The 21,811-nt window shown below is 42.8% G+C and carries 26 protein-coding genes; 22 read left to right on the top strand and 4 right to left on the bottom strand.

What is annotated here, in order from left to right; all coding sequences use genetic code 11:
* Nucleotides 1–16: 16 nt before the first annotated feature.
* The 8 genes from NC238_17665 to NC238_17630 all read left to right on the top strand — a co-directional run bounded on the left by NC238_17665 (nt 17) and on the right by NC238_17630 (nt 4,164).
* Nucleotides 17–235 carry a hypothetical protein gene (locus tag NC238_17665; GenBank protein MCM1567738.1) on the top strand — a complete coding sequence of 73 codons (219 nt, stop codon included), beginning with the start codon at nt 17–19 and terminating at the stop codon, nt 233–235.
* Nucleotides 228–548: a hypothetical protein gene (locus tag NC238_17660; protein MCM1567737.1), complete on the top strand. Its 321-nt coding sequence runs from the start codon at nt 228–230 to the stop codon at nt 546–548. The genes NC238_17665 and NC238_17660 overlap by 8 nt, the downstream gene beginning before the upstream one ends.
* Nucleotides 548–1,855 (top strand): hypothetical protein, encoded by a 1,308-nt coding sequence (locus tag NC238_17655; protein ID MCM1567736.1) that lies wholly within the window; start codon nt 548–550, stop codon nt 1,853–1,855. Before NC238_17660 ends, NC238_17655 begins: the two co-directional genes overlap by 1 nt.
* A gap of 28 nt (nt 1,856–1,883) precedes the next feature.
* Nucleotides 1,884–2,153 carry a hypothetical protein gene (locus NC238_17650; protein ID MCM1567735.1) on the top strand — a complete coding sequence of 90 codons (270 nt, stop codon included), beginning with the start codon at nt 1,884–1,886 and terminating at the stop codon, nt 2,151–2,153.
* The gene (locus tag NC238_17645) at nt 2,153–2,281 is read left to right on the top strand and encodes an XkdX family protein (GenBank protein MCM1567734.1); all 129 of its coding nucleotides are present in this window, start codon (nt 2,153–2,155) and stop codon (nt 2,279–2,281) included. Before NC238_17650 ends, NC238_17645 begins: the two co-directional genes overlap by 1 nt.
* A gap of 118 nt (nt 2,282–2,399) precedes the next feature.
* A complete protein-coding gene (locus NC238_17640) occupies nt 2,400–2,777 on the top strand; it encodes a hypothetical protein (protein MCM1567733.1) in 378 nt (125 codons plus the stop codon).
* A gap of 22 nt (nt 2,778–2,799) precedes the next feature.
* Nucleotides 2,800–3,165 (top strand): hypothetical protein, encoded by a 366-nt coding sequence (locus NC238_17635; GenBank protein ID MCM1567732.1) that lies wholly within the window; start codon nt 2,800–2,802, stop codon nt 3,163–3,165.
* A gap of 177 nt (nt 3,166–3,342) precedes the next feature.
* Nucleotides 3,343–4,164, top strand: a complete 822-nt coding sequence (locus tag NC238_17630; GenBank protein MCM1567731.1) for a methyl-accepting chemotaxis protein — start codon at nt 3,343–3,345, stop codon at nt 4,162–4,164.
* Between the two features lie 184 nt (nt 4,165–4,348).
* Here the strand turns inward: NC238_17630 and NC238_17625 are convergent, their stop codons facing one another.
* On the bottom strand, nt 4,349–7,783 hold the full coding sequence (locus NC238_17625) for a pyruvate carboxylase (GenBank protein ID MCM1567730.1): 3,435 nt from the start codon (nt 7,781–7,783) through the stop codon (nt 4,349–4,351).
* 369 nt (nt 7,784–8,152) lie between these two features.
* Nucleotides 8,153–8,995, bottom strand: coding sequence for a hypothetical protein (locus tag NC238_17620; GenBank protein MCM1567729.1), 843 nt, complete (start codon nt 8,993–8,995; stop codon nt 8,153–8,155).
* Between the two features lie 284 nt (nt 8,996–9,279).
* Between NC238_17620 and NC238_17615 the strand changes: the two genes are divergently transcribed.
* The 7 genes from NC238_17615 (at nt 9,280) to NC238_17585 (ending at nt 14,657) form a co-directional block, all read left to right on the top strand.
* Nucleotides 9,280–11,112, top strand: coding sequence for an ATP-binding protein (locus NC238_17615; protein MCM1567728.1), 1,833 nt, complete (start codon nt 9,280–9,282; stop codon nt 11,110–11,112).
* Nucleotides 11,113–11,230: 118 nt separating this feature from the next.
* The gene (locus NC238_17610; GenBank protein MCM1567727.1) at nt 11,231–11,683 is read left to right on the top strand and encodes a hypothetical protein; all 453 of its coding nucleotides are present in this window, start codon (nt 11,231–11,233) and stop codon (nt 11,681–11,683) included.
* Nucleotides 11,684–11,703: 20 nt separating this feature from the next.
* Complete coding sequence (locus tag NC238_17605; GenBank protein MCM1567726.1) at nt 11,704–12,291, top strand: accessory gene regulator B family protein; 588 nt, start codon at nt 11,704–11,706, stop codon at nt 12,289–12,291.
* Complete coding sequence (locus tag NC238_17600) at nt 12,288–12,410, top strand: cyclic lactone autoinducer peptide (GenBank protein ID MCM1567725.1); 123 nt, start codon at nt 12,288–12,290, stop codon at nt 12,408–12,410. Before NC238_17605 ends, NC238_17600 begins: the two co-directional genes overlap by 4 nt.
* Nucleotides 12,411–12,498: 88 nt before the next feature.
* Nucleotides 12,499–13,146 carry a hemolysin III family protein gene (locus NC238_17595; protein MCM1567724.1) on the top strand — a complete coding sequence of 216 codons (648 nt, stop codon included), beginning with the start codon at nt 12,499–12,501 and terminating at the stop codon, nt 13,144–13,146.
* 27 nt (nt 13,147–13,173) lie between these two features.
* Nucleotides 13,174–13,932, top strand: a complete 759-nt coding sequence (locus NC238_17590) for a fumarylacetoacetate hydrolase family protein (protein MCM1567723.1) — start codon at nt 13,174–13,176, stop codon at nt 13,930–13,932.
* 188 nt (nt 13,933–14,120) lie between these two features.
* Nucleotides 14,121–14,657 (top strand): rubrerythrin family protein, encoded by a 537-nt coding sequence (locus NC238_17585; protein MCM1567722.1) that lies wholly within the window; start codon nt 14,121–14,123, stop codon nt 14,655–14,657.
* Nucleotides 14,658–14,921: 264 nt separating this feature from the next.
* On the opposite strand, the gene NC238_17580 is transcribed toward NC238_17585, so the two are convergent.
* Complete coding sequence (locus NC238_17580; GenBank protein ID MCM1567721.1) at nt 14,922–15,755, bottom strand: histidine kinase; 834 nt, start codon at nt 15,753–15,755, stop codon at nt 14,922–14,924.
* A 123-nt stretch (nt 15,756–15,878) separates the two neighbouring features.
* Nucleotides 15,879–16,136: a hypothetical protein gene (locus tag NC238_17575; GenBank protein MCM1567720.1), complete on the bottom strand. Its 258-nt coding sequence runs from the start codon at nt 16,134–16,136 to the stop codon at nt 15,879–15,881.
* Between the two features lie 248 nt (nt 16,137–16,384).
* Between NC238_17575 and NC238_17570 the strand changes: the two genes are divergently transcribed.
* The 7 genes from NC238_17570 (at nt 16,385) to nuoH (ending at nt 21,803) form a co-directional block, all read left to right on the top strand.
* Nucleotides 16,385–17,557 (top strand): FprA family A-type flavoprotein, encoded by a 1,173-nt coding sequence (locus tag NC238_17570; GenBank protein MCM1567719.1) that lies wholly within the window; start codon nt 16,385–16,387, stop codon nt 17,555–17,557.
* A complete protein-coding gene (locus tag NC238_17565; GenBank protein MCM1567718.1) occupies nt 17,554–17,934 on the top strand; it encodes a desulfoferrodoxin in 381 nt (126 codons plus the stop codon). Before NC238_17570 ends, NC238_17565 begins: the two co-directional genes overlap by 4 nt.
* A gap of 300 nt (nt 17,935–18,234) precedes the next feature.
* Nucleotides 18,235–18,591, top strand: a complete 357-nt coding sequence (locus NC238_17560; protein MCM1567717.1) for an NADH-quinone oxidoreductase subunit A — start codon at nt 18,235–18,237, stop codon at nt 18,589–18,591.
* A complete protein-coding gene (locus tag NC238_17555; GenBank protein MCM1567716.1) occupies nt 18,582–19,121 on the top strand; it encodes an NADH-quinone oxidoreductase subunit B in 540 nt (179 codons plus the stop codon). Before NC238_17560 ends, NC238_17555 begins: the two co-directional genes overlap by 10 nt.
* The gene (locus tag NC238_17550) at nt 19,114–19,575 is read left to right on the top strand and encodes an NADH-quinone oxidoreductase subunit C (GenBank protein MCM1567715.1); all 462 of its coding nucleotides are present in this window, start codon (nt 19,114–19,116) and stop codon (nt 19,573–19,575) included. The genes NC238_17555 and NC238_17550 overlap by 8 nt, the downstream gene beginning before the upstream one ends.
* Before the next feature lie 35 nt (nt 19,576–19,610).
* The gene (locus NC238_17545) at nt 19,611–20,720 is read left to right on the top strand and encodes an NADH-quinone oxidoreductase subunit D (GenBank protein ID MCM1567714.1); all 1,110 of its coding nucleotides are present in this window, start codon (nt 19,611–19,613) and stop codon (nt 20,718–20,720) included.
* Between the two features lie 36 nt (nt 20,721–20,756).
* Entirely contained in the window at nt 20,757–21,803 is a 1,047-nt protein-coding gene (nuoH, locus tag NC238_17540; protein MCM1567713.1) for an NADH-quinone oxidoreductase subunit NuoH, read from the top strand.
* The last annotated feature ends 8 nt before the right edge of the window (nt 21,804–21,811 follow it).

Genomic DNA, 21,811 nt, shown 5'->3' with positions numbered 1-21,811 from the left:
AAAGGAGCGAAGAAGAATGCCGGAATATACGACTCAATTCAACTTACCGAAAGCATTGGCCAATGAAAATGTTAGTTTATCCGCGCATAATAGTTTGGTGGAGGCAATTGATACCAATATCGGAAATGCGTTAACGGAGCATATGGCGGATTATGCGACATTTCTAAGCGGATACAATTCTAGAAATGCAGATTTACAATTCTTGAATTTAAGGGGGTGCCGTTACCTTGACTAAAATATATTCAGATCAGGTGTATTCCGGAACGCTTACCACAGGTAGTGTAACTGTGGCAACAATAGCCGCAAACACCACGTTCATAATGAAAGGATTTTGTATTTCAAACGCCAATGCCGCCGACAAAAAAGCAGAACTTCTCATTGATGACAAGCGAATTCTTCCATATATTAAAGCCATTCCCACGGGCGACGCCTTGATTCGTAGCGATCTCAATATTCCAGTAGCAACAACAAAGACGATAAAAGTCAAAGGTGAAGTTGCTACAGATATGGATTATTATATCTGGGGAGTAAACGAGGTGACTTCGTAATGCAGGGATTGTTGAGTAATTCGTTGGGGAGTAAAGCAAGTATATTTGGCGATCCTGGGATGCAGATAAATGGTAACCTATATGAAACAAACGCTGGTCAAGCATTATCAGCTGGTGATTTTGTAGGATTATATCCTACATGTACCAGTGGAAGTCTAACTTACATTTCCACTGTAGCATCTTCGGCACATTCAATAATTCTCCCACTTGCAACGGGAAAGGCCCTCGCAATCTATTATCAGAACACAGTTTTATACGCTCATATTTTAACTATATCTGGGACGTCAATAACTGTTGGAGAAAGAACAAATCTGATGTCTGGAAGTATTACAGAAGTTAAAGCAACCGTACTTTCAGATAGTCTAGTAGCAGTAACCTATGTAAATTCAGGGAACCCTTATCTTTTTGCAATAAGCATCTCTGGGTCAGCTCTTTCTGTAGGTAATGCAACTATTTTATATACACCACCAAGCAGTATGGGCAACATAGAAATAGTAGTTCTTACCGAAACAATAGTATTAGTTGCAGGAAATGTATCAGCACAGAATTATTTATATACAATGGTATGTTCTATTTCTGGGCTTACCGTTACTTGTTTAACTATAGATACGCCTATAACAGGATTTGCAATGAATTATATTACTTTATCTAAACTTACACCAACAAAAGTTTTCATTGGGATTACAGACGGAAGTAATCAAAGAGGTGTGGCGTATCTTTTAACAGTAGGTCAGGATAACCATGTAGTGGGGGGTTCCAGTGGCATAGCGTTTACAGCTAATGAAAGAACGGACTATATAAAGTCAGCAGTAATTTCTGGCAATAGAATAATTGCTGTTTATAGGGGTGCTAGCTCAGTATGTTTGATGGCTACGGTTTTCTACTTTGATGGAACCTCTTTCACTACATGGTCTATACCAATAACGCTGTCTACTGAGACGACTGTTATTCCAAAGGGTTGTGTGACAATTAGTCCTAATCAAATATTTGTGTTTAATCAGTGGGGTGCCTCTGGATGGACGTACGGAATAATAATTAGTGTGTATGGTATAAATAGTATCCAGAAAAAGGTTGCGATTTGTATATCACCAAATAATCCCGTATATGGTTCTGTTTGTTCAGTTGGAAATAATTCAGTATTAGTTTTTTATATCAATGATTCAAACTATTATTCATGTGCTGCTATGGTATCCGGGGCTTCTAAGGCGAAAAAACTGTCAGCTGTCACAGCAGGCGGTGAATTTATTGATGGTGTAGCAAAAAGTGCAGCAATAACAGACGGAAAAGTGCAAATTTATATGCCTTAAATACTGATTATTAACTTGGAGGTACGTTATGAAAATTATTCTTAATCCACTTAATGTTGTTGTGGCAAAAGGCGTAGATATACGCCAAGTAGAGAATGGTATACTCTGTGATGGTTGCGTGTATATTGAGCAGAATCTAAGCATTTCCGAAACAGACCTAGAAATAGCACCATTCAAAAACACGCTTATCGACGGTGTCGTTGGTATCAATCCAGTATGGCAAGCATCAGCAGACGGAATTAAAGAACAGGCCATCGACGAATATACGTTAAGTCTTATTGATGGAGGCATCATCTGATGAGTATTTTTGTGGAGAGTTTAAAGAGGCTTTATACGTCAGGAAAAGTTACCATTGAAAAATTGAATAACCTTCTTACGGAATCAAAAATAACTCAGGAAGAGTATGATTACATTACTGCGCAATAGACTTATATAGCGACGAAGCCAGGATAATCATCTATTATTTTAGAAAAATTTACAGTGTTCCAAGAAGGGGACAAAATAATGTTTATTCTGACAATTGTTTTTGAAGGAGGCTAAAAAAATGCCACTTTTCACCCCAAAATTCTATCTAAAAAAACCCACCGAAACCGAACAGGTGGAGCCAAGAGACTATAACGACAACCTGGATGCAATCGACAATGCGCTTACGGAACATTTTGCGGATCGGATGGCACATTTTGAATGTTTAAGCCTGTATAAGCTCGACAAAGACGCTTTTGGCGTCTTTGTTGAGCTGCAGTGGAAACGGGAGAATGGGAAGCTTGCCAAGCGGTCGGTCTTCAGCAGGGGAACTCCGCCGTATTATTCCTTGCGGACGGATACCTATTATCACGAAGATGGCGTGACCGCCAAGGTAATCAAGACCTATCTCCTGACTTACGACCAAGATAATGCTTTAATCAGCGAGGTGTTGCAATAAGAAAACGAAGGGAGGAAAGGACATGACGGCTGAAAATGAAAAGAGTAAGAAAGGACTTGAAGAAAGATTGAAAGAGCATGAAGAGAGGCTCAAAAAGCATGATGAACGGCTGACGATCCTGGAATCTTCCTCGGTGCTGGAATCCAAGCGTATGGATAGTCTGTGTGAGCAGCTGATGGAGTTTAGCTTCGATATCAAGGAGATGCTCAGCAGTCATGATGAAAGGATTAAAGAGCAGGAGATGGAATGTGTCAAAAAAGAAAAAGATCTTGAAAGTCTCGCCGGTTCAGTGAAAGGGGTCCTGTCTATTCTCCGATGGACTGCCACGACAGTATTCCTCCTGCTTGCGGGATTTTTTATCTGGTACATTCAAATACGGCCCACTTAGACCAAGAGCCCGCTTAGGCAGAGGAAGTTTAAGCGGGTATTTTTTATGTCGCAAAATTTTGATAAATAAAAGCAAAGTTGGATATACAAGTTATTTATTTAACAAAAAGGAATCTGGCTTAATTACGTCGAATACCAAATAAAGTACAAATATTTGTTTGAGTAAGGGTGGAATAGAATGGAATTGTTCAAGGGACAAGATGCAATTAACGCACTCTGTGGCATATTGCCTTATGTTGTGAAGGCTCTTCCTCCTGATATGGCCTTATATGTGACGGATGGGAAAAAGTATCTTCAGGCATCCGAAGGAGAAGAGCTTACTATTGGTATTGAAGTCGGTAATGAAGTTTTTGGAACGGCTACCGAAAAATGTGTGAATGAGAACAGGAAGACCGTATTTAATGTCCGGACAGGAACCCTGTTTCGTGGAGTTAATATACCGATACATGATGAGAACGGAATTCCTGTCGGAACGTTGATCTGTGCGAGCGGAAGGAAAAAACAGCAGGATGTTAATGAGGTCGCTGTACAGCTGTCTGATTATCTTGATCAGATTGCCTCGGCAGTCGAGGAGATCGCCATGGGAGCCGGAAGACTGGCCGAAGTCGGTCAGAGCCTTACAGTGAAAGCGCAGGAGTCTAACCAGAAAATCAATGAAACTGAAGTCATTATCAACACCATTACAAACATCTCGAATCAGACGAATATGCTTGGCTTAAACGCGGCAATTGAATCAGCCCGGGCCGGGGAACACGGCCGCGGTTTCGGTGTAGTTGCCCAGGAAATCCGGAAGTTAGCCGAAAACAGTAAAAAAGCAGCGGAAGAAGTCCGTCAGATCATTGAGTCGATTTCTTCGGCGGTCACCGACATGACGAATGCAGCTGAAGAATCGGGACAGATCGCCCAGCAGCAGGCTGCGGCCACTCAGGAGAATGCAGCCACGATCGATCACTTGCGAAAGCTGGCAGAGACGGTTAAAGAAACGGCTGCCAAACTGTAAATAACCATGATTGAAAAAACACCCGGTATTACAGATGTCGAGGCGGACACATTGTGTCGCTATTCGGACTTTGTTATGCCGGGTTTTCTTTTTTTCGGATGAAGAAAACGCAGACAAAAATAGGTTTGTCTGCGCAATTCTTACGGAATCTTATTACTTAAGGTTTATTTATTAACGATGGCTTTTACTTGAGTTTAATAATCAACTGGCCGGATTTTACCTGTTGGCCTTCGCTGATCAGGATGCTTTCGATTTCTCCGTCCGTTGGGGCCATAATATTCGTCTCCATTTTCATGGCCTCAATGATCAGCATACTTTGTTTATTGACAATTTTTTCGTTTTCTTTAACAAATACTTTGGAGATAATTCCGGTGATCGATGAGGCGATCTCCTTTGGATTATTCGGGTCTGCCATCAGGGTGACGGAGACCTTTTCTTTTTCTTCAAAGTTCCGGTCAAAGATTCGTACTTCTCTTCTGTTGCCGTTGATCTCGAAAAGCAGCGTCTTATAACCTTCTTCATCCACATCGCGGACTTCAACCAACTTCAAGATCATGGTCTTGCCTTCGTCAAGTTCGATTTCGCTGGTCTCGCCTTCTTTCAACCCGTAGAAAAAGACGTGGCTTTCCAGGTTATAGAGATGCCCGAATTCGTCCAGGGATTTGAGGTAATCGCTGTATACTTTCGGATAAAGCGCATAACTCAGGGCGTTCCGGATATTGGGCTCTATATGGAATTCTTCCTGGAGCTTTTGATTAATTTTTTCAAAATCGATCGATTCGAGGATTTCACCGGGCCGGCAGGTAATCGGATCCTGACCTTTCAGAACAATTTTTTGTAGTTCTTCTGGGAAGCCACCCTCCGGCTGGCCCATCATCCCTTTGAAATAGTCGACGACCGAATCGGGAAACGCAAGCGTTTTTCCCTTTTCGTGCAGATTTCCTTTGGTAAGTCCGTTCTGGACCATAAAGATGGCCATATCTCCGACCACTTTGGAGGTAGGGGTAACCTTGACGATGTCACCGAGGATCTGGTTGACCTCTATATACATCGCTTTGACTTCATCAAATTTGTGGCCAAGACCGAAACTTTCCACCTGCGGCTTCAGATTGGAATACTGGCCTCCAGGGATCTCATATTTGTATATTTCGGCAGTTCCGGATTTCAGTCCGGATTCAAACTGCTCATAGAACGTTCTGGCTTCACTCCAGTAATTGCAGAGCTTTTGAATATCATCGAGGTCCATTCCCGGATCCATCTTGGTATTGCGGAGTGCAGCAATGATTGAATCCATGGAAGGCTGGCTCGTGGTTCCTGCCATTGGACTGAGCGCCGCATCGACGATGTCCACCCCTGCTTCTGCCGCCATCAGAATCGTGGCGACAGCGTTTCCGCTGGTATCATGCGTATGCAGATGGATAGGAATGGAGATTTCCTGTTTCAGGGCTTTGATCAGTTTAGCTGCGGCATAGGGTTTCAACAGGCCGGACATATCTTTGATACCGAGTATATGGGCACCCATCTTCTCGATTTCTTTCGCCATCTTCAGGTAATAGTTCAGCGAGTATTTTTCTCTGCTTTCATCGAGGATATCCCCGGTATAGCATAAGCAAACCTCCGCAATTTTTCCGGTTTTCATCACTTCGTCAAAAGCCACTTCCATACCTTTCAGCCAGTTCAGGCTGTCAAAGATCCTGAAGATATCGATGCCTTGCACTGAGGCTTCCTGGATAAAGGCTCTGATCAGGTTGTCGGGGTAGTTGGTATAGCCTACGGCATTGGCGCCACGGATAAGCATCTGGAACGGGATATTCGGGATAAGCTGTCTGAGTTTTTGCAGCCTGCGCCATGGTGATTCCCGTAAAAAGCGGTAGGCAACATCAAACGTGGCTCCGCCCCACATTTCCATAGAGAACAGCTCATTGGCCAGGACGGAAGTCGCTTCGGCAATTGACACAAGATCCTTGGTCCGAACCCGCGTTGCCAGCAGGGACTGATGCGCGTCCCGGAAAGTCGTGTCGGTCAGCAGTAGTTTGTCCTGGTCTTTCACCCAGGATACGAAGCCATCAGCGCCGCGCTGCTGCAGGATGCCTCTGATTCCTGCACGTTCGGAAGGCAGTTCAATCTTTGGGACTGGGGCGATGTTATAGTCTTTCTTGGTGCTCTTGACTTCGTTGACAATTTTTTCGCCAATATATTTCAGAAGCTTTGTTTCGTAATCCTTTTTGGGTTTGATGTCAAAAAGCTCCGGCGTGTCATCGATAAAATGGGTATCACATTCTCCGCTTAAGAATTTCTCGTGATTCATGACATTGATAAGGAAGGCTTCGTTGGTCTTGACCCCTTTGACATTCATTTCTTTAACGGAACGGATTGCTTTTTGTGTAGTCCCTTCAAATGTTCTGGCCCAGGAAATGATCTTAACAAGCAGACTGTCATAGTAAGGTGAGATGTTCGCACCGGTGTAGCCGTTGCCGCCATCGAGCCGGATACCGAAACCCGAACTCGTCCGATATACGTCAATTTTCCCTGTATCCGGCATAAAGTTTGAGAGCGGGTCTTCCGTGGTAATTCTGCACTGAATCGAGTATCCGCGCGGAACCACCGATTCCTGGGACGAAATTCCGATTTCTTTCGAATTTAGCGGGTAGCCCTGAGCGACCAGAATTTGGCTTTGAACAATATCCATCCCTGTCGTCATCTCAGTGATTGTGTGCTCGACTTGGATCCGGGGATTCATTTCAATAAAATAGTGGTTGCCGTGCTTGTCAACCAGAAACTCCGCAGTGCCTGCATTAACATAATTGACAGCTCTGGAAAGTTTAAGCGCATCCTGGTACAGTCGATCTCTGACTTCCTGCGGAATTGAGAAAGCTGGTGTGAATTCGAGAATTTTCTGATGGCGGCGCTGCACGGAGCAGTCCCGCTCATACAGATGAACGATATTACCGTACTTGTCGGCCAGAATTTGAACTTCAATGTGTTTGGGTCTTTCCAGATATTTCTCAATAAAAATATCTTCAATGCCAAAAGCCTTCTTAGCCTCTGTTCTGGCATTATTAAATTCACGCTCCAGGTCCTTTTCACTGTAGACGACGCGCATTCCTCTGCCGCCGCCGCCTGCTGCCGCTTTCAGAATCACGGGATATCCATATTTCTCGGCAAAGACCACAGCTTCGTCTACGGAAGTCATCGGTTTGTCCACGCCGGGAATGACAGGAACGCCTACACTTTGGGCCAGCAGTTTGGATTTGATTTTATCCCCAAGATTTTCAAGTGTATGAACAGATGGTCCGATATAAACAATACCGGCTTCCTCACACTTTTCCGCGAATTCCGGGTTTTCGGATAAGAAGCCATAGCCGGGATGAATGGCGTCGACGCCCTTTTTTAGGGCGAGGTTAATAATTTCACCAATGCTTAAGTATACTTCGATCGGCTTCTTTTTCTCACCAATTAGGTAGGATTCATCCGCTTTCGCTCTGAACAAAGCGTATTTGTCTTCTTCCGAATAAATAGCAACGGTTCTGATCCCGAGCTCTTTGCAGGCCCGAAAAACCCTGATCGCAATTTCTCCCCTGTTTGCGACCAGCACTTTATTAAAATTCTGTATTTTCATTTGGTATCTCCTTTGGCCTTGAAATCAATCATCTTATTCCTACTATTATAAGGCATCGAGCGTGCTGTAAAAAGTCCTTCAGAAAAAAAATACCGGAATACAGAATTAATTGTACATGATTTTCCTTTGTATGGACAATTATGTCTAAAATATAAATGGATGAAGTTTTACCAATAATTTTTGTTAAAATAGCAGAATACAAAACGATTGAAACAAGCCTATATTGCTTTGGATCTCAACCCGTGGAAGCTTCAGCGGGATGAGGAACCTGTTTGCAACGCAAATGGATACGCCAATTATTAGATCTTAAGCGTGAGGAGACATATGAAGGGTGCCTTCTAAAACCCATTTATTGTCGACGGGTTTTGTTTATTTCTTTTGCTTTTTGCTCTGCTCTGCTGCCTGCAAGGACTTTTCGAGTGCGGCAATATTGGCCAACGTAATTTTCCCTTTGATTTGCACCAGCTGCGTATTTTTTTCCTGAACTACTTTTTCGAGCTCCAGAATGGACAGGTCAAGCTTGCTGGAATCATCCTGCTGTTTTCCTTCCAGCGCGTTATTGAACATGGCCCAGGATGATTTAAGCTCTTTGATCGCCGCTGATGCTTTTTCCCAGTCTTTAGACTCGGCGAACAAAATGGAGCTTCGGCTGAAATAGATGATATTCTTGATTTGAGGAGAAGTATTGGTTTGATAAAGCGCATAAATATCCGGAATCTTCTCATATAGGGCATTTAAGGCCATCATGATTTTCATTTTGTCTTTGGTAATCACGGATTCTGTAAGAGTATTCAGGGCATCGCTGAAATTCTCGATGAGTTTTTTGGCAGCGCCTTTTTGATTGATTTTAGGCATAACTTCATTCCAGAGATTATGGAGCTGGCTAATTTCGAGTGCTGCCTGCTGTAACGGATCCGGGGTCTGATTCGTCGTCTTTGCCTGTCCGGAGGTGTCCTGTCCCGACTGCTCTTTCTGCTGACTGCCTCCTTCGGTTTGACTCTTACCGTTCGTTTGGCTCTGACTACCTGCTTGATTCTGTCCACCGGCTTGTGTCTGTTCATTCTGGTCTTTTGTTTCTTCCGCCATGAGGGATGGCCCTTTTAAAACGCTAAAGATTTTTTCGATCGATGACTCGATGTCTTCGAGCTGTTTAGGGACTGTTTCGGACTTTACCGATTCTTCGGGCTGCTTGCCTGTAATTTTATTCAGCATGCTGCATCCCGGAAACAACAATAAAGAAATAATAAAAAAGCAGAATAATTTTGTAGACCAATTCCTACTTTTTATTGTAAAATATCCCATATAAATACTTCCTTTGTTACTTTTTTCTGTTATTATTTGCAGTTTCTTGCTTCTTATTCTTAAGAAACTTATTGAATTAATGCCAAAGTTCTGAAATAATGGAAAGTAATATCAACAAGTAATATATAATTAGCTGTTTACACAAGTGAGCATATTTTGAAACGTTATTGGCATTTGTGGAAAGAGGTAGAAAAATGGGATTCAGTAAATCAATTATTCAGTCGACGATGATTAAGATAACTTTGCTTATGTTCTGTATCTTTCTTATCTTGTATTTTTTTATTACAAATATTTACTGGAATGAAGAGGTTTTAAAGAAGGAGTTTGAACTGATGGGTGTAGCATCAGTTTTAGAAAATCAAATCCAGGCGCAATATACGGATATCCAGCTTTATAAGAATAATGACAATCTTTCAGCAGAAGAAAAGATAGTAAAAATCAATACGTTGCTCGGACAAGATATTGCTGACCTTTCCGCGAAGTATTCCAATATCCGTATAGGTTATTTTGACAAGGAAATGGATCAGAATATTATTTTTGCACCTAGTGTGGAATCTGTCGCTACGAATCACTTTGATGCTGGGATCTCCGCTAAGATTTTTCAATCCGGGACTATGAAATTTGTCAATCAAACGGGCGTCATTGATTGGAATGGTCAAGGCATTGTTGCGGTTGCGATACCATCTTATTACAAGAATACAGTGATTGGTTACACCTGGGCCGAGATGGGAACCAATAATATCTTTTATCTGTCATCGTTTAAATATGCTAAAGTGCTGATCCCAAGCATTATTCTCTGGATCATTGTTCTGGCCATTATTAAAAAGAATATTGTCAGAATCAAGGCTTCATTGGAGTCCTTTGCCCATACAATAAAAAGCAACAGTCTGGAAAACGTGGAGGACCTGGAAAGGCTGCCGGAACTTCAACCGGTATTTGAAGAGATCAGAAATCACCTGGAAAACTTGTATCAATTGAATATCGAATTGGAAAGCTCTAATGACAAACTCCTGACCATCATGGAGGGCATTGGTGACGGATTCTTTGCTTTGGACAGAGAGTGGTGCATTACCTATGTCAATAAAGAGATGAAGAGAAACATGGGACACGATCTTGAAGACCTGATTGGAAGAAATATTTGGGACGTTTACAGTGTGTTAGCTGATTCTGCAACGCATGTCAACCTGAAACGGGCTTTAGAAGAGAATATCTCTCTGCATTGGGAGGAATATATCTCTCCGGAAAATAAATATTTTCAGTATCATGCCTACCCGTTTAAACAAGGCCTCACAGTTTTTGTCAGGAATATCACTGAGCTGAAACAAAGAGACAGAGAAATGCAGCGTCTAGAGCGGCTCAACCTGATCGGACAAATGGCGGCAGGGATCAGCCATGAAGTCAGAAATCCGCTGAGTACGGTCAGGGGCTTTCTGCAACTGCTGGAGGGCCAGTCTGATTCGGAACTTAAGATAGAATACATGGATCTGATGATTACGGAGATTGACAGAGCCAATGAGATCCTTACCGATTTTCTATCTGTGGCCAAAGTTAGTGCTGAAGGAACAAAAGAGGAGAATATCAACAACATTATTAACCGGTTGTACCCAATGCTGCAGGCTGATGCGAATAGTTCAGGCAAAGAGCTGCTTTTGGAATTGAATGATATTCCAAGCATTGATCTCAATGAGTCAGAGATTAAACAACTTATCCTTAATTTAGTCCGAAATGCTCTGGAAGAGACTGCTACGAAGGGAAAGGTCTACATCAAAACGTACCAGGTTCAGGAAGGGGTCGTTCTGGCAATCCAAGACCATGGTAAAGGGATTCCCCAGAGTGTTCAGGATACTCTGGGTACACCGTTCGTTACGACGAAAGAGAATGGGACAGGCTTAGGCCTTGCGATTTCTTTAGGTATTGTGCGCAGACATCAAGCCAGGCTTGAATTTTTGACAGGAGAGGAGGGGACCACATTTTTTATTACTTTCCCGCTTAATAATTATAGCAATAATGAAAATGAACAGATCTAACGATTGAGTTGCCGGACTACAAAAAACTATAGGACTTATGAAATATTTTTGAGATTAATAAAGGGAAAATACCAAAGCTGTAGAATTTAGATGCATATAATGCCAAAGGAGGAAATCAATGAAAATTCCGATAATAGCACTCATTTTGCAAGGAATACCGGAGCAGATCGCTGTTGTCACTTTAGCCTATATTATTGCAGACATGCCTTTTGCTTGGAAAAAAATTGTTTCCATGGGGATAATTTTGGCTTTGACCTCTTATTTACTTCGGGTTTTTTCAATTCTGTTTGGCTTACACACTGTGATTATGTTGGTCTTTTTATTTGTTCTTTTGTTTGTTTGGGGTAAGAGTAATTTTTATGCTGGTTTGGTAGCAAGCCTTCTTAGCTTTTTAGCCTTAATTATTAGTGAGACAGTTTGTTTAGCTTTGTTAATGCCATTATTTCACGTTTCAGCTGAGATGCTAAACACAGATGTTGGATTAAGGATATTTATTACTTTACCTCAAGTATTTGTTTTATTCATAGCGAGTTTAATCATTTTAAAAGTAAAAAAACATGTTAGAAGATAAGTATACCAGGGGGGAAGAAAATGGATCTCTCTCAAATCAGCGAGCGTATTTCCCGTAATATGACAGCTGAACTGGATTTTGATAACGATAAAAAAGAAATCGTAGCTTATGGTATTGAGTCACTTGTTTTAACAGTGCTGGGTTTTCTGGCAATAATGGGAATGGCCTTTCTTTTTAAAGCCTTGGTACCCACGGTCATCGCTGCTGTTTTCGGGGGATTTCTACGGAGAGTATCCGGTGGGGCTCATTTCGATACGCCGCTAAAGTGTCTGGCTTTTGGGGCGGTAGTTTATTCTAGTCTTGGTGTTATTGCCAAGGAAATTGTTAACTACGGTTTCCAGAGTTCCGGTGTTCTCCTGGCCGTTTTACTGTTTTCTTTAGCCCTAGTTGCTATTCTTGCTCCGGTGGACTGTGAGGCCAAACCTATTCACTCTCAAAATTTCAGAAGAAAACTTAAGATTATTTCCATAGGTTTCGTTATCCTGACGATTGGTGTAGTGTTAGTCAGTAATAACTTCCTGGTAAATACCAGTGCAGTATTGGGGATCGTTTTCCAGACGATGACCCTTCTGCCTGTATTTAATAAAAAAAGGGGGATAACAACATGAAGAAAATTCTCTACACACTGATGGCGTCCATGCTCGTACTCCTCGCTACTGCAAGTTCTGTCTTTGCCTGTGGTTTTTGGGCGTATCAGCCAAAGACACCAAAGTCACTGCAAAAATAAAAAATGAGGCGGGTTTCCCGCCTCATTTTGTATCTACACAGTTTTTGACATTCTATACCAGAATAAATCTTCAGCGGGAGTGTAAGAAATGTTTTTAAGAATTCGGGAACCGATCAATTCAATGTCCCATATGCTCGGGGCTGTACTTTCGCTTTCCGGGCTGGTTCTGCTTCTACTGCGGTCGCTGGAACATGACAGTATGGCCTATTTGGGTTCTGCCCTGGTCTTTGGGGGGAGTCTTATTCTGCTTTATTCTGCTTCGATGATCTATCACTGGGTAGTCTCCAGCGCACAGGTCATCCGTACGCTGCGAAAAATCGATCATTGTATGATCTATGTTCTGATCGCAGGTACATATACGCCGATTTGTCTGATCACATTGCAGGGTGCACTGGGAATGGGCTTGCTGATCGGGATCTGGACGCTGGCCGTTTTAGGGATCGTCTTAAAGCTTGTCTGGTTCAATGCTCCCCGCTGGTTATATACCGCTTTTTATTTGCTTCTGGGCTGGATTGCCGTATTCTTTATTTACCCAATTTCTCTGGCTATGCCTGGCCAGGGCTTATTTCTTCTAATCTTAGGAGGACTGTTATATTCTGTCGGATCGGTTTTTTATGCTGTGAAACCTCAGCGGATCAGACTGGGAAAGTTTGGGTTCCATGAAATATTTCATCTTTTTATATTAGCAGGGAGTATCGTGCATTATCTTTTTATTTACCGGTATGTCATGGGTTAAGGCAATCATAGAGGGGAGTAAAGACGCATGAAATTTCTTAGATTCACGGATGCAGAAAACCAGGTTAGGTACGGCGTATTGACAGGTCAGATGATCCGCTATGTCAAAGGGGATATTTTTGGAGTTTATGAGGTAACGGACCGGATATGTTCGCTGGAAGATGTGCATCTTCTGGCACCTGTTGAACCGTCCAAGGTATTATGTGTCGGATTGAATTACCGGGATCATGCGATTGAATTTGGCAAGCCCATTCCTGCGGAACCTTTGCTGTTTCTTAAGCCTTCTACGAGTGTGATTGGACCTGAAGAGAATATTGTCTATCCGCCTCAAACGCAAAACCTGCATTATGAAGCGGAGCTGGCGATCGTGATTGGCAAAAAAGCAAAAAATGTGGCGCAAAGCAAAGCCGTTGAATATATCTTTGGTTATACGGTCGGAAATGATGTGACTGCCAGGGATCTTCAAAATAAAGACGGTCAATGGTCAAGAGCAAAAGGTTTTGATACATTTTGTCCGCTGGGACCATGGATTGAGACTGATATCGCTAATCCTGACAACTTGGCCGTCAAGCTTACCCTGAACGGGAAAGTACGCCAAAACTCCAACACAAAGAATCTGGTTTTCAGATGTTTTGAGCTCGTGGAATATCTGTCGGCAATCATGACCTTGCTGCCAGGCGACGTTATTATGACCGGAACACCTGGCGGGATCGGAGCAATGAACCCTGGAGACAGGGTAGAAGCTCATATTGAGAAGATAGGTGTGTTGAAGAATTACGTGGTATAAATAATCATATTAAATTGATAATTATTATAAAAAACTATTGCAAAATTGTTTTGAATCATTTAAAATTTTTTCTAGGTCCTCAAATATTAGATCAATTGTCTAGCACCATATCAGTCCAAATCTACATGTTCCCGCTGAGTTGACAAGGTACTTGGCGCCAGTTGAAAAAGTTAGAGAGGAGTAATGAAATGAAAGATTTAAAAGGTTCAAAGACAGAGAAAAATTTAATGGAGGCTTTTGCCGGAGAATCACAGGCGAGAAACAAATATACCTATTTCGCATCTGCTGCCAAGAAAGAGGGTTACGAGCAGATTGCCGCCATCTTTTTAGAGACAGCAGAAAATGAAAAAGAACATGCGAAGATTTGGTTTAAGAAACTCCAGGGAATTGGCTGCACGACGGAAAATCTGGTCGCAGCTGCCGCAGGGGAAAGAGAAGAATGGACCAGCATGTACGCCAGAATGGCGGAAGAGGCCAGAGAAGAAGGATTTGATGACATTGCCGCATTATTCGACGGCGTTGGAAAAATAGAAAAAGAACATGAGGAAAGATACAAACAGCTGTTGCTGAATCTGCAGAACAAGGAAGTATTTGCAAAAAAACAAAATACGGCCTGGAAATGCCGTAATTGCGGACATATTCATGTAGGGACTGAAGCGCCTGAGACCTGCCCGGTTTGTGACCACCCGCAAGCGTACTTTGAAGTGATTGCACAGAACTATTAAACATTATACGGTAACTAAGCTTGGCTAAAGAAAGATGTCATTTCATATGATGTCTTTCTTTTTTGGGTAGTGTAGATTTGAACAGGAATCCTCGCTAACATTCCAAAATCTCTGGGCTTTCAGCAAGTTATCCTATGATATCAGTCTGGGGGCCACAGTTCCGCTGTGAGCGGAGCACGATGCGGAGCGCGGCTTTTTGTATTGTGCCATCCGTGGCACGCGGCTATTGTGGTCCTCAGACTTACCTTCATAATGGTATTGTAATTACATAGCTTTAAACGCTTCTTCTTTATTTTCCTTTTCCTTGAGTTTATGATAGAGCGCAGGATACAATTTTTCAATGCACTCAGGGCAAATAGTATGGGTGAATTCAGAACCAGTCTGCTGGAATAGGTATTCTTCAATTGTGATCCAATTTTCTTCTTCCGTATTAATTTTTTTGCAGCTTGAACATATCGGGATGAGCTGATTCAGAGAATCGTAGGCTTCCTTCATACGGGCATAGGTCAGACTGTTGTTGATAGCCATGCCGATGTAGGTCCCTACCATTTCGAGGTAAAGAATCATATCAAGATAAAACGGCGCTGACTTGCACAACAACTGAATCAGACCGATACAGTTATCCCTGGCCATGATACGGATCAAAGCCACAGATTTAAAGCCAGCCGCAATACAATGTTTATCCTTGGTTTTAAGGACAGAAGGCAGATCATTGGCCCAGAAGCTTCCCAGAGAAGTGAAAAAAGGAATGTTCCTGTCTGCTTTTCCGTGGATAACATCCATGCAGACACACTTTGTAGACCAGAATTCATCCTGAGAGAGCTTCAGGATTTTGAGTTCAGGGTTTACGGAACACAGGGGTGGTTCTTCAGAAATTCGCATCTCAGGCAAGCCTTCGCAGGCATAAAAGGGATAATCTTTGCCATCATATATGCGAATACCGATAGCGTCACAATTAGTGATCTGCTTTAAATGCTTCATAACCGCAATGATTGAGTCTTTCAAATTGATATAATTATTCAGTTCGGAGAGTATTTTTTTTGTCATAATTTCTCTGTCAAGAATTTTTAATAATTCGCTTACTTGGGTTTTCGACATAAATGATACCTCCTTTTCGACTCTATCGTAGTATTCGTATCTTTATCTGATTACAAAAGGTGTAAATAATTTAGCATAATTTGTAAAAAAGTAAAAAATGACAAAAGATTAAAAGTAGGTTTCTTACTCGGTGCAGATCTCGATAAATTTGGCGTTGACGCCGGGAATCGAGTTCAAATCTCCAGCAAAAGATTCTGTTTGTTCGGGAGTACCGGAAAGCTGAAGAATGATTAACCCTGAGTCCGAACATACATTACCGCCCTCATGAAGACCTAGTCTTACGGTGATCAAACAACCATATTTTGTCAAGACGCCCTGTACTTCGGCAGCATTTTTCGCCCTATGGTTAACAGCTACAGCCATAAGATTAAAACAAGACATGTGTTCATCCTCCTTTGTCATGCAAAAATAGAGTCTTCCATTGTATTTGAAGATATATTCTTGAAGGGCGTGATGATTTCCTTTTTTCACTGAATAATTTGCCTAATGACTAAAAATAACTTTATGTTATAATGATTCCTAATAAATAAGATATTGAAAAAATAATAAAAATATTATAAACTAGTTTTAAGAAAAAATAATCAATAAATGTGAATTCCAGGAAGGGAATATCAAGACAAAGATATGAGGTGATTCCTATAAAAGCAATTCAAATTAAGGAGAATGTATACTGGGTAGGCGGAATTGACTGGAACATCAGAAATTTTCATGGGTATCTGACTCAAAGGGGCAGTACATATAATGCCTATCTGATCATTGATGAGAAAATTACATTAATTGATACGGTAAAACATTACCTTTTTGACGAAATGCTGGAACGGATTTCGGACGTAATTGACCCAGCAGATATTGATTATGTTATCTCCAATCATGTCGAGCAGGATCATTCAGGAAGCTTGCCGGAAATCATGGAGATTGCCGCCAAGGCAACCCTGGTCACGTCCCCCAATGGGGAAAAAGGGCTCAAGGCGCATTTCCAGGAAGACTGGAACTATCGGATTGTCAAATCAGGAGATGTCCTGAATATCGGCAAGAGGAATCTAACTTTCGTCCAGACCCCAATGGTACACTGGCCGGATAATATGGTGACCTACCTTGAGGAAGATAAAATTCTGTTCTCGAATGATGCTTTCGGCCAGCATATTGCTTCAACCGAGAGATTTGATGATGAACTCCAGCTTGGGGTCATCCTGGAAGAAGCCAGGAAATATTACGCGAATATTGTCCTGCCGTACGGCGGTCAGGTCCAAAAAGCTTTAGGAACCTTAGGCGGACTGGATGTTGAGGTAATTGCGACCAGCCATGGACTGATCTGGCGCTCCAACATCCCGGCAATTCTTAGTGAGTATCAAAAATGGTCCACGAATGCCACGGAGAAAAAGGCCGTGATCGTCTATGACACGATGTGGAACGCAACGGAGATCATTGCGGAGAGCATCAGCGATGTATTTGAGAAAAAGGGCTATAACGTCCGGTTTATGGATCTAAAAAATAACCATATTTCAGATATTATGACTGAAGTGATCACAGCAAAATATATCTGCGTCGGCTCACCGACCCTGAATAATAATTTGATGCCGAGTGTAGCCAGTTTCTTAACCTATCTTAAGGGTCTGGCTCCGAAAGACAGAATTGGACTGGCGTTCGGTTCTTATGGCTGGAGCGGCCAGAGTATCGGGCAAGTCGAGCAGTATCTGAAGGACTGCGGTTTTGAAACCCTGGAAAATATCAGGATCCAATATATTCCGGAAGAGGATCAACTGGAAGAAATGAAAGAGAAATTGGAGGGAAATATCCTATGACGAATTTAAGAGAGATCTACAAGTGCAACGTCTGTGGCAATGTTGTGGAGATTGTTCACACAGGGGCCCCGGCCTTGGTATGCTGCGGTCAGCCCATGGAAAAGCTTGAGGGACGTTCAGAAGATATGGGTTTGGAAAAACATCTTCCGATGGTCCAGCCAACAGAAAAGGGCATTAAAGTAACGGTTGGCAGCATTGAGCACCCCATGGAAGAAAAACATTTTATTCAGTTTATTGAAGTTCTGACTGCAGATAAAATCTGTCGTGCCGAGCTAAAACCAGGACAGAAGCCTGAGGCTTTTTTCCCAGTAGATATTGCAGCCGTTCTCGAGGTCAGGGAATACTGCAATCTGCATGGGCTTTGGAAAACAAAATAGACCTAAGGTTTTTTATTCTTAATAGTTGATAATGAGATCATAGGAGAGGGATGGTATAATAAAGACTGAGATTACCATCTCTTTTTTGTTTCAATTGATCAAATTGAAAATAAATTGTACACTTATGAATTTTTCGGAATGATATTTTGTTTTTACCAGGCTTTAACAATTTGAGAAAAAGCCTGTATTTGGGCCTTTATTTTTATAAGTTGAGTGTCGGATACTTCTGGCACGCATCTTGCAATAATTCTCTGGTGAGAATCTAAATTCATTTTCATTTATATATAGAGGGGGTAGACAATGTTAATTAACTACGCAGGGATCGCAGTAATTTTAGCGTGGGGAATTGTATTCCCAGTAATTCTGCTGGTGGTTCAGAGGCTGCTCTGTCCTAGCAATCCAACCAAGGCAAAATTGTTGACTTACGAGTGTGGCCTTGATACCCAGGGGGATACGTGGATTCGTTTCAAAATTAGTTACTTTATGTATGCTTTAATTTTTGTGGTTTTTGATGTTGAAACAATTTTCCTCTATCCTTGGGCCATGTTATTCCAAAATCTGGGCTTGTTTGCTATTGTTGAGATGGTGATCTTCATTGCGATTCTCATTCTTGGCTTTGCCTATGCTTGGAAGGAGGGCGCTCTGGAATGGATGTAGTTAAGAAAAACTATAAAGTTGAAGTGCCGGAATATGAGATGCCAAACAATATTATCATGTGCAAGATCGAAGATGCGCTGAACTGGTGCCGCTCCCGGTCCTTCTGGCCGCTGACGTTCGGTCTGGCCTGCTGTGCGTTTGAAATGATGGCGGCCGGAGATGCCCGCTATGACATCGCGCGTTTCGGGTCCGAAGTATTCAGACCTTCGCCGCGTCAGTGCGACCTTCTGATTATCGCGGGCACAGTCACGAAAAAAATGGAACCGATTGTTGCCCGACTGTATGAACAAATGGCCGAACCGAAATACGTGCTGGCAATGGGCAGTTGCGCGATCAGCGGTGGTCCGTTCAAAGACTCCTATAGTGTTGTGAAAGGAGCCGATACGTTCTTGCCGGTAGATGTCTACGTACCGGGCTGTCCGCCGAGACCGGAAGCACTGTTCTACGGACTTCTCGAGCTGCGGAAAAAAGTGACGAATCCCAGAAAGTTCGCTGAGAACAACAAGGAGAGGATCATGCAGAATGGATAAAAAGATTGATCGTCAAGCGCTGGTTGCCTTTCTTAATGAGAAGATGGATGCGCAAGCGGAAGTCTTTGAGGACAATACGGAAGCTTCCATAAAAGTACCCCGCTTGAAGCTTGTGGAGACCATGCAGAAACTTAGGGAAAATCCACAGTACAAATTCGATGTTCTGATGAATCTGAGCTCTGTGGATTATCCGGAAAACTTCACTGTGATCTATCACCTGTTTTCGATTGAGCATAAGCATTATTTGACTGTAAAAGTGGAAATAAGCAAAGAGAATCCCTGCTGGGTACCGTCGGTCAGTTCTGTCTGGAAAGCGGCTCAGGTACACGAAAGGGAAGTTTTCGATTTGATGGGGATTCTATTTAATGATCATCCTGATCTCAGAAGAATTCTGCTGCCGGAGGACTTTGCCGGACATCCTTTGCGCAAAGATTTTACGCAGCAGGCTGATTAAACACCAAAATGCGAAACAGAATTTGAGGTGTAAGAATGAATGACATAAGAACCCAGGAGATGAACTTAAACTTTGGTCCTCAGCACCCCAGTACGCACGGGGTGTATCGCGGTGTGTTCACGATGCAGGGCGAATATATTACCAAGTGCGTGAACCATATCGGTTATCTGCACCGCGGCATTGAAAAATTAGCGGAGTCCCGCACCTATACCCAGTTTATTCCGTACAACGGACGGCTGGACTATGTTTCAGGCATATTGAATGAAGAGGCTTATGTCCGTGCGGTGGAAAAATTGATGGGTATTTCCGATCAGGTTCCTGAACGGGCTGAATATATCCGGGTGATGATGGCGGAACTTCAGCGTATTGCCAGCCACCTGGTATTTTATTCCTCGATGGCGCTGGACATGGCCGGTTTCACACCTTGGACTTATGGGTTCCGCGAGAGAGACACAATTCTAGATTTATTTGAAATGGCAACCGGTAGCCGCATGATGCCGAATTATATGCGGTTTGGTGGCGTTGCTGCTGATCTGAACGAAGAATTTATGCCTGCCCTGCGCAAACTGCTCGATATCATGCCGAAATGCATGGAAGAGTACCACGGTATTTTAACAGGCAATGAGATATTCCAGGCCCGTACAAAGGGGGTTGCCCCGCTTTCCCGCGAAAAAGCTTTGATTTACGGGATATCCGGTCCTTCGGCCAGGGCTTCAGGCATTGATTATGACCTGCGCCGGGACGAGCCCTACGGAATTTATGACCGTTTCAAATTCAATGTGCCGGTCCGTCAGACTGGGGATACGTTTGATCGTTATATTGTTCGTATGGAAGAGATGGCTGAAAGCGTCAAAATTTTAGAACAGGCTTATAGAGAAATTCCGGAAGGTCCAGTTCTGGCCAAGGTCCCGAAAATAATTAAACCTCCTGCCGGAGAAGTCTATCACCGTATCGAGCATTCCAAAGGGCATCTTGGTTTCCATATTGTGAGTGATGGTACAGCCAAACCTTACCGTTTAAGGATTTGTTCTCCCTGTTTTGTGAATGTGGCAATTTTTGAAGAAATGGCTGTCGGTTTGCATCTGCAGGATGCAGTGGTTGCTTTTGCTTCCTTAGACATTGTGTTGGGAGAAATTGACCGCTAACAGACAGAAACAAGAATTCAGAAGATGGAGGAAAATATGGTACTATTTCTTGTTTGGGTCGATATGTTCAGACAGTGGCTTGTTGGGATTGGAATACCGGCATTGCCTGCTGAAATATTGATTAAAACCATTCTGGTTTTAATTGTCATTATCTTTGTGCTAACGAACCTAATTGTTCTGGTCTGGCTGGAACGTAAGTTTGCTGCTTTTTACGCTGACCGCGTCGGCCCTAACCGCCTTGGACCTGCAGGTTTTCTGCAGTTCCCGGTTGATATTGTCAAAATGCTCGGGAAAGAGGATATCATTCCCGAAAACGTGGACAGACCGGTATTTAAGATTGCCAGTATCTGCGCATTCCTTACGGCAATTATGGGCTGGGCCGTTATTCCTCTTGGCAAAGGCATGATCCTGGAAGATTTGAATGTCGGACTACTGTACTTTATTGCGATTGGTTCTACAGGAACGATTGCCTTTGTCATGGCCGGTTTTGCTTCGAATAATAAATACGCGCTGCTCGGCGGGATGAGAACGGCTGCTCAGATGATCAGCTATGAAATTCCGCTGGCCTTTTCTTTGCTCGGCATCGTCATGATCACCGGAAGCTTAAGCCTTACCGAGATTGTCGATGCCCAGAAAAACGTCTGGTTTGTCTTTCCGCAGATTCTTGCCTTCTTCGCTTATTTTGTTTGTTCCATCGCGGAAACAAACCGTGGACCGTTCGACTTGGCGGAAGGGGAGCAGGAGTTGGTTGCGGGATACTTCGTCGAGTATTCGGGTATCCGCTATGCGTTGTTTATGGTCGCTGAATATACCCATCTGGTTGCGGTCTCGGCGATTGCAGCCGTTGTGTTCCTCGGCGGCTGGAATGCACCGTTTGGCTTGACCTTCATACCGGGATTCATCTGGATGATGATTAAAATTTACTTGATGATTTTCCTGTTCATGTGGGTCAGATGGACATTTGTCAGGGTAAAAGTCGAGCATTTGATGCATATCGGCTGGAAATTCCTGATCCCGCTTACTTTATTTAATATTGTGATCACCGGCATTGGCGTTTACGTCTACCGGATGATTGCAGGTTAAGGTGGTGA

It is taken from the genome of Dehalobacter sp., assembly GCA_023667845.1.
Taxonomy (GTDB): domain Bacteria; phylum Bacillota; class Desulfitobacteriia; order Desulfitobacteriales; family Syntrophobotulaceae; genus Dehalobacter.
Note: the sequence above shows the minus strand (reverse complement) of the source record. Positions and strands in the feature narration are given on the sequence as shown.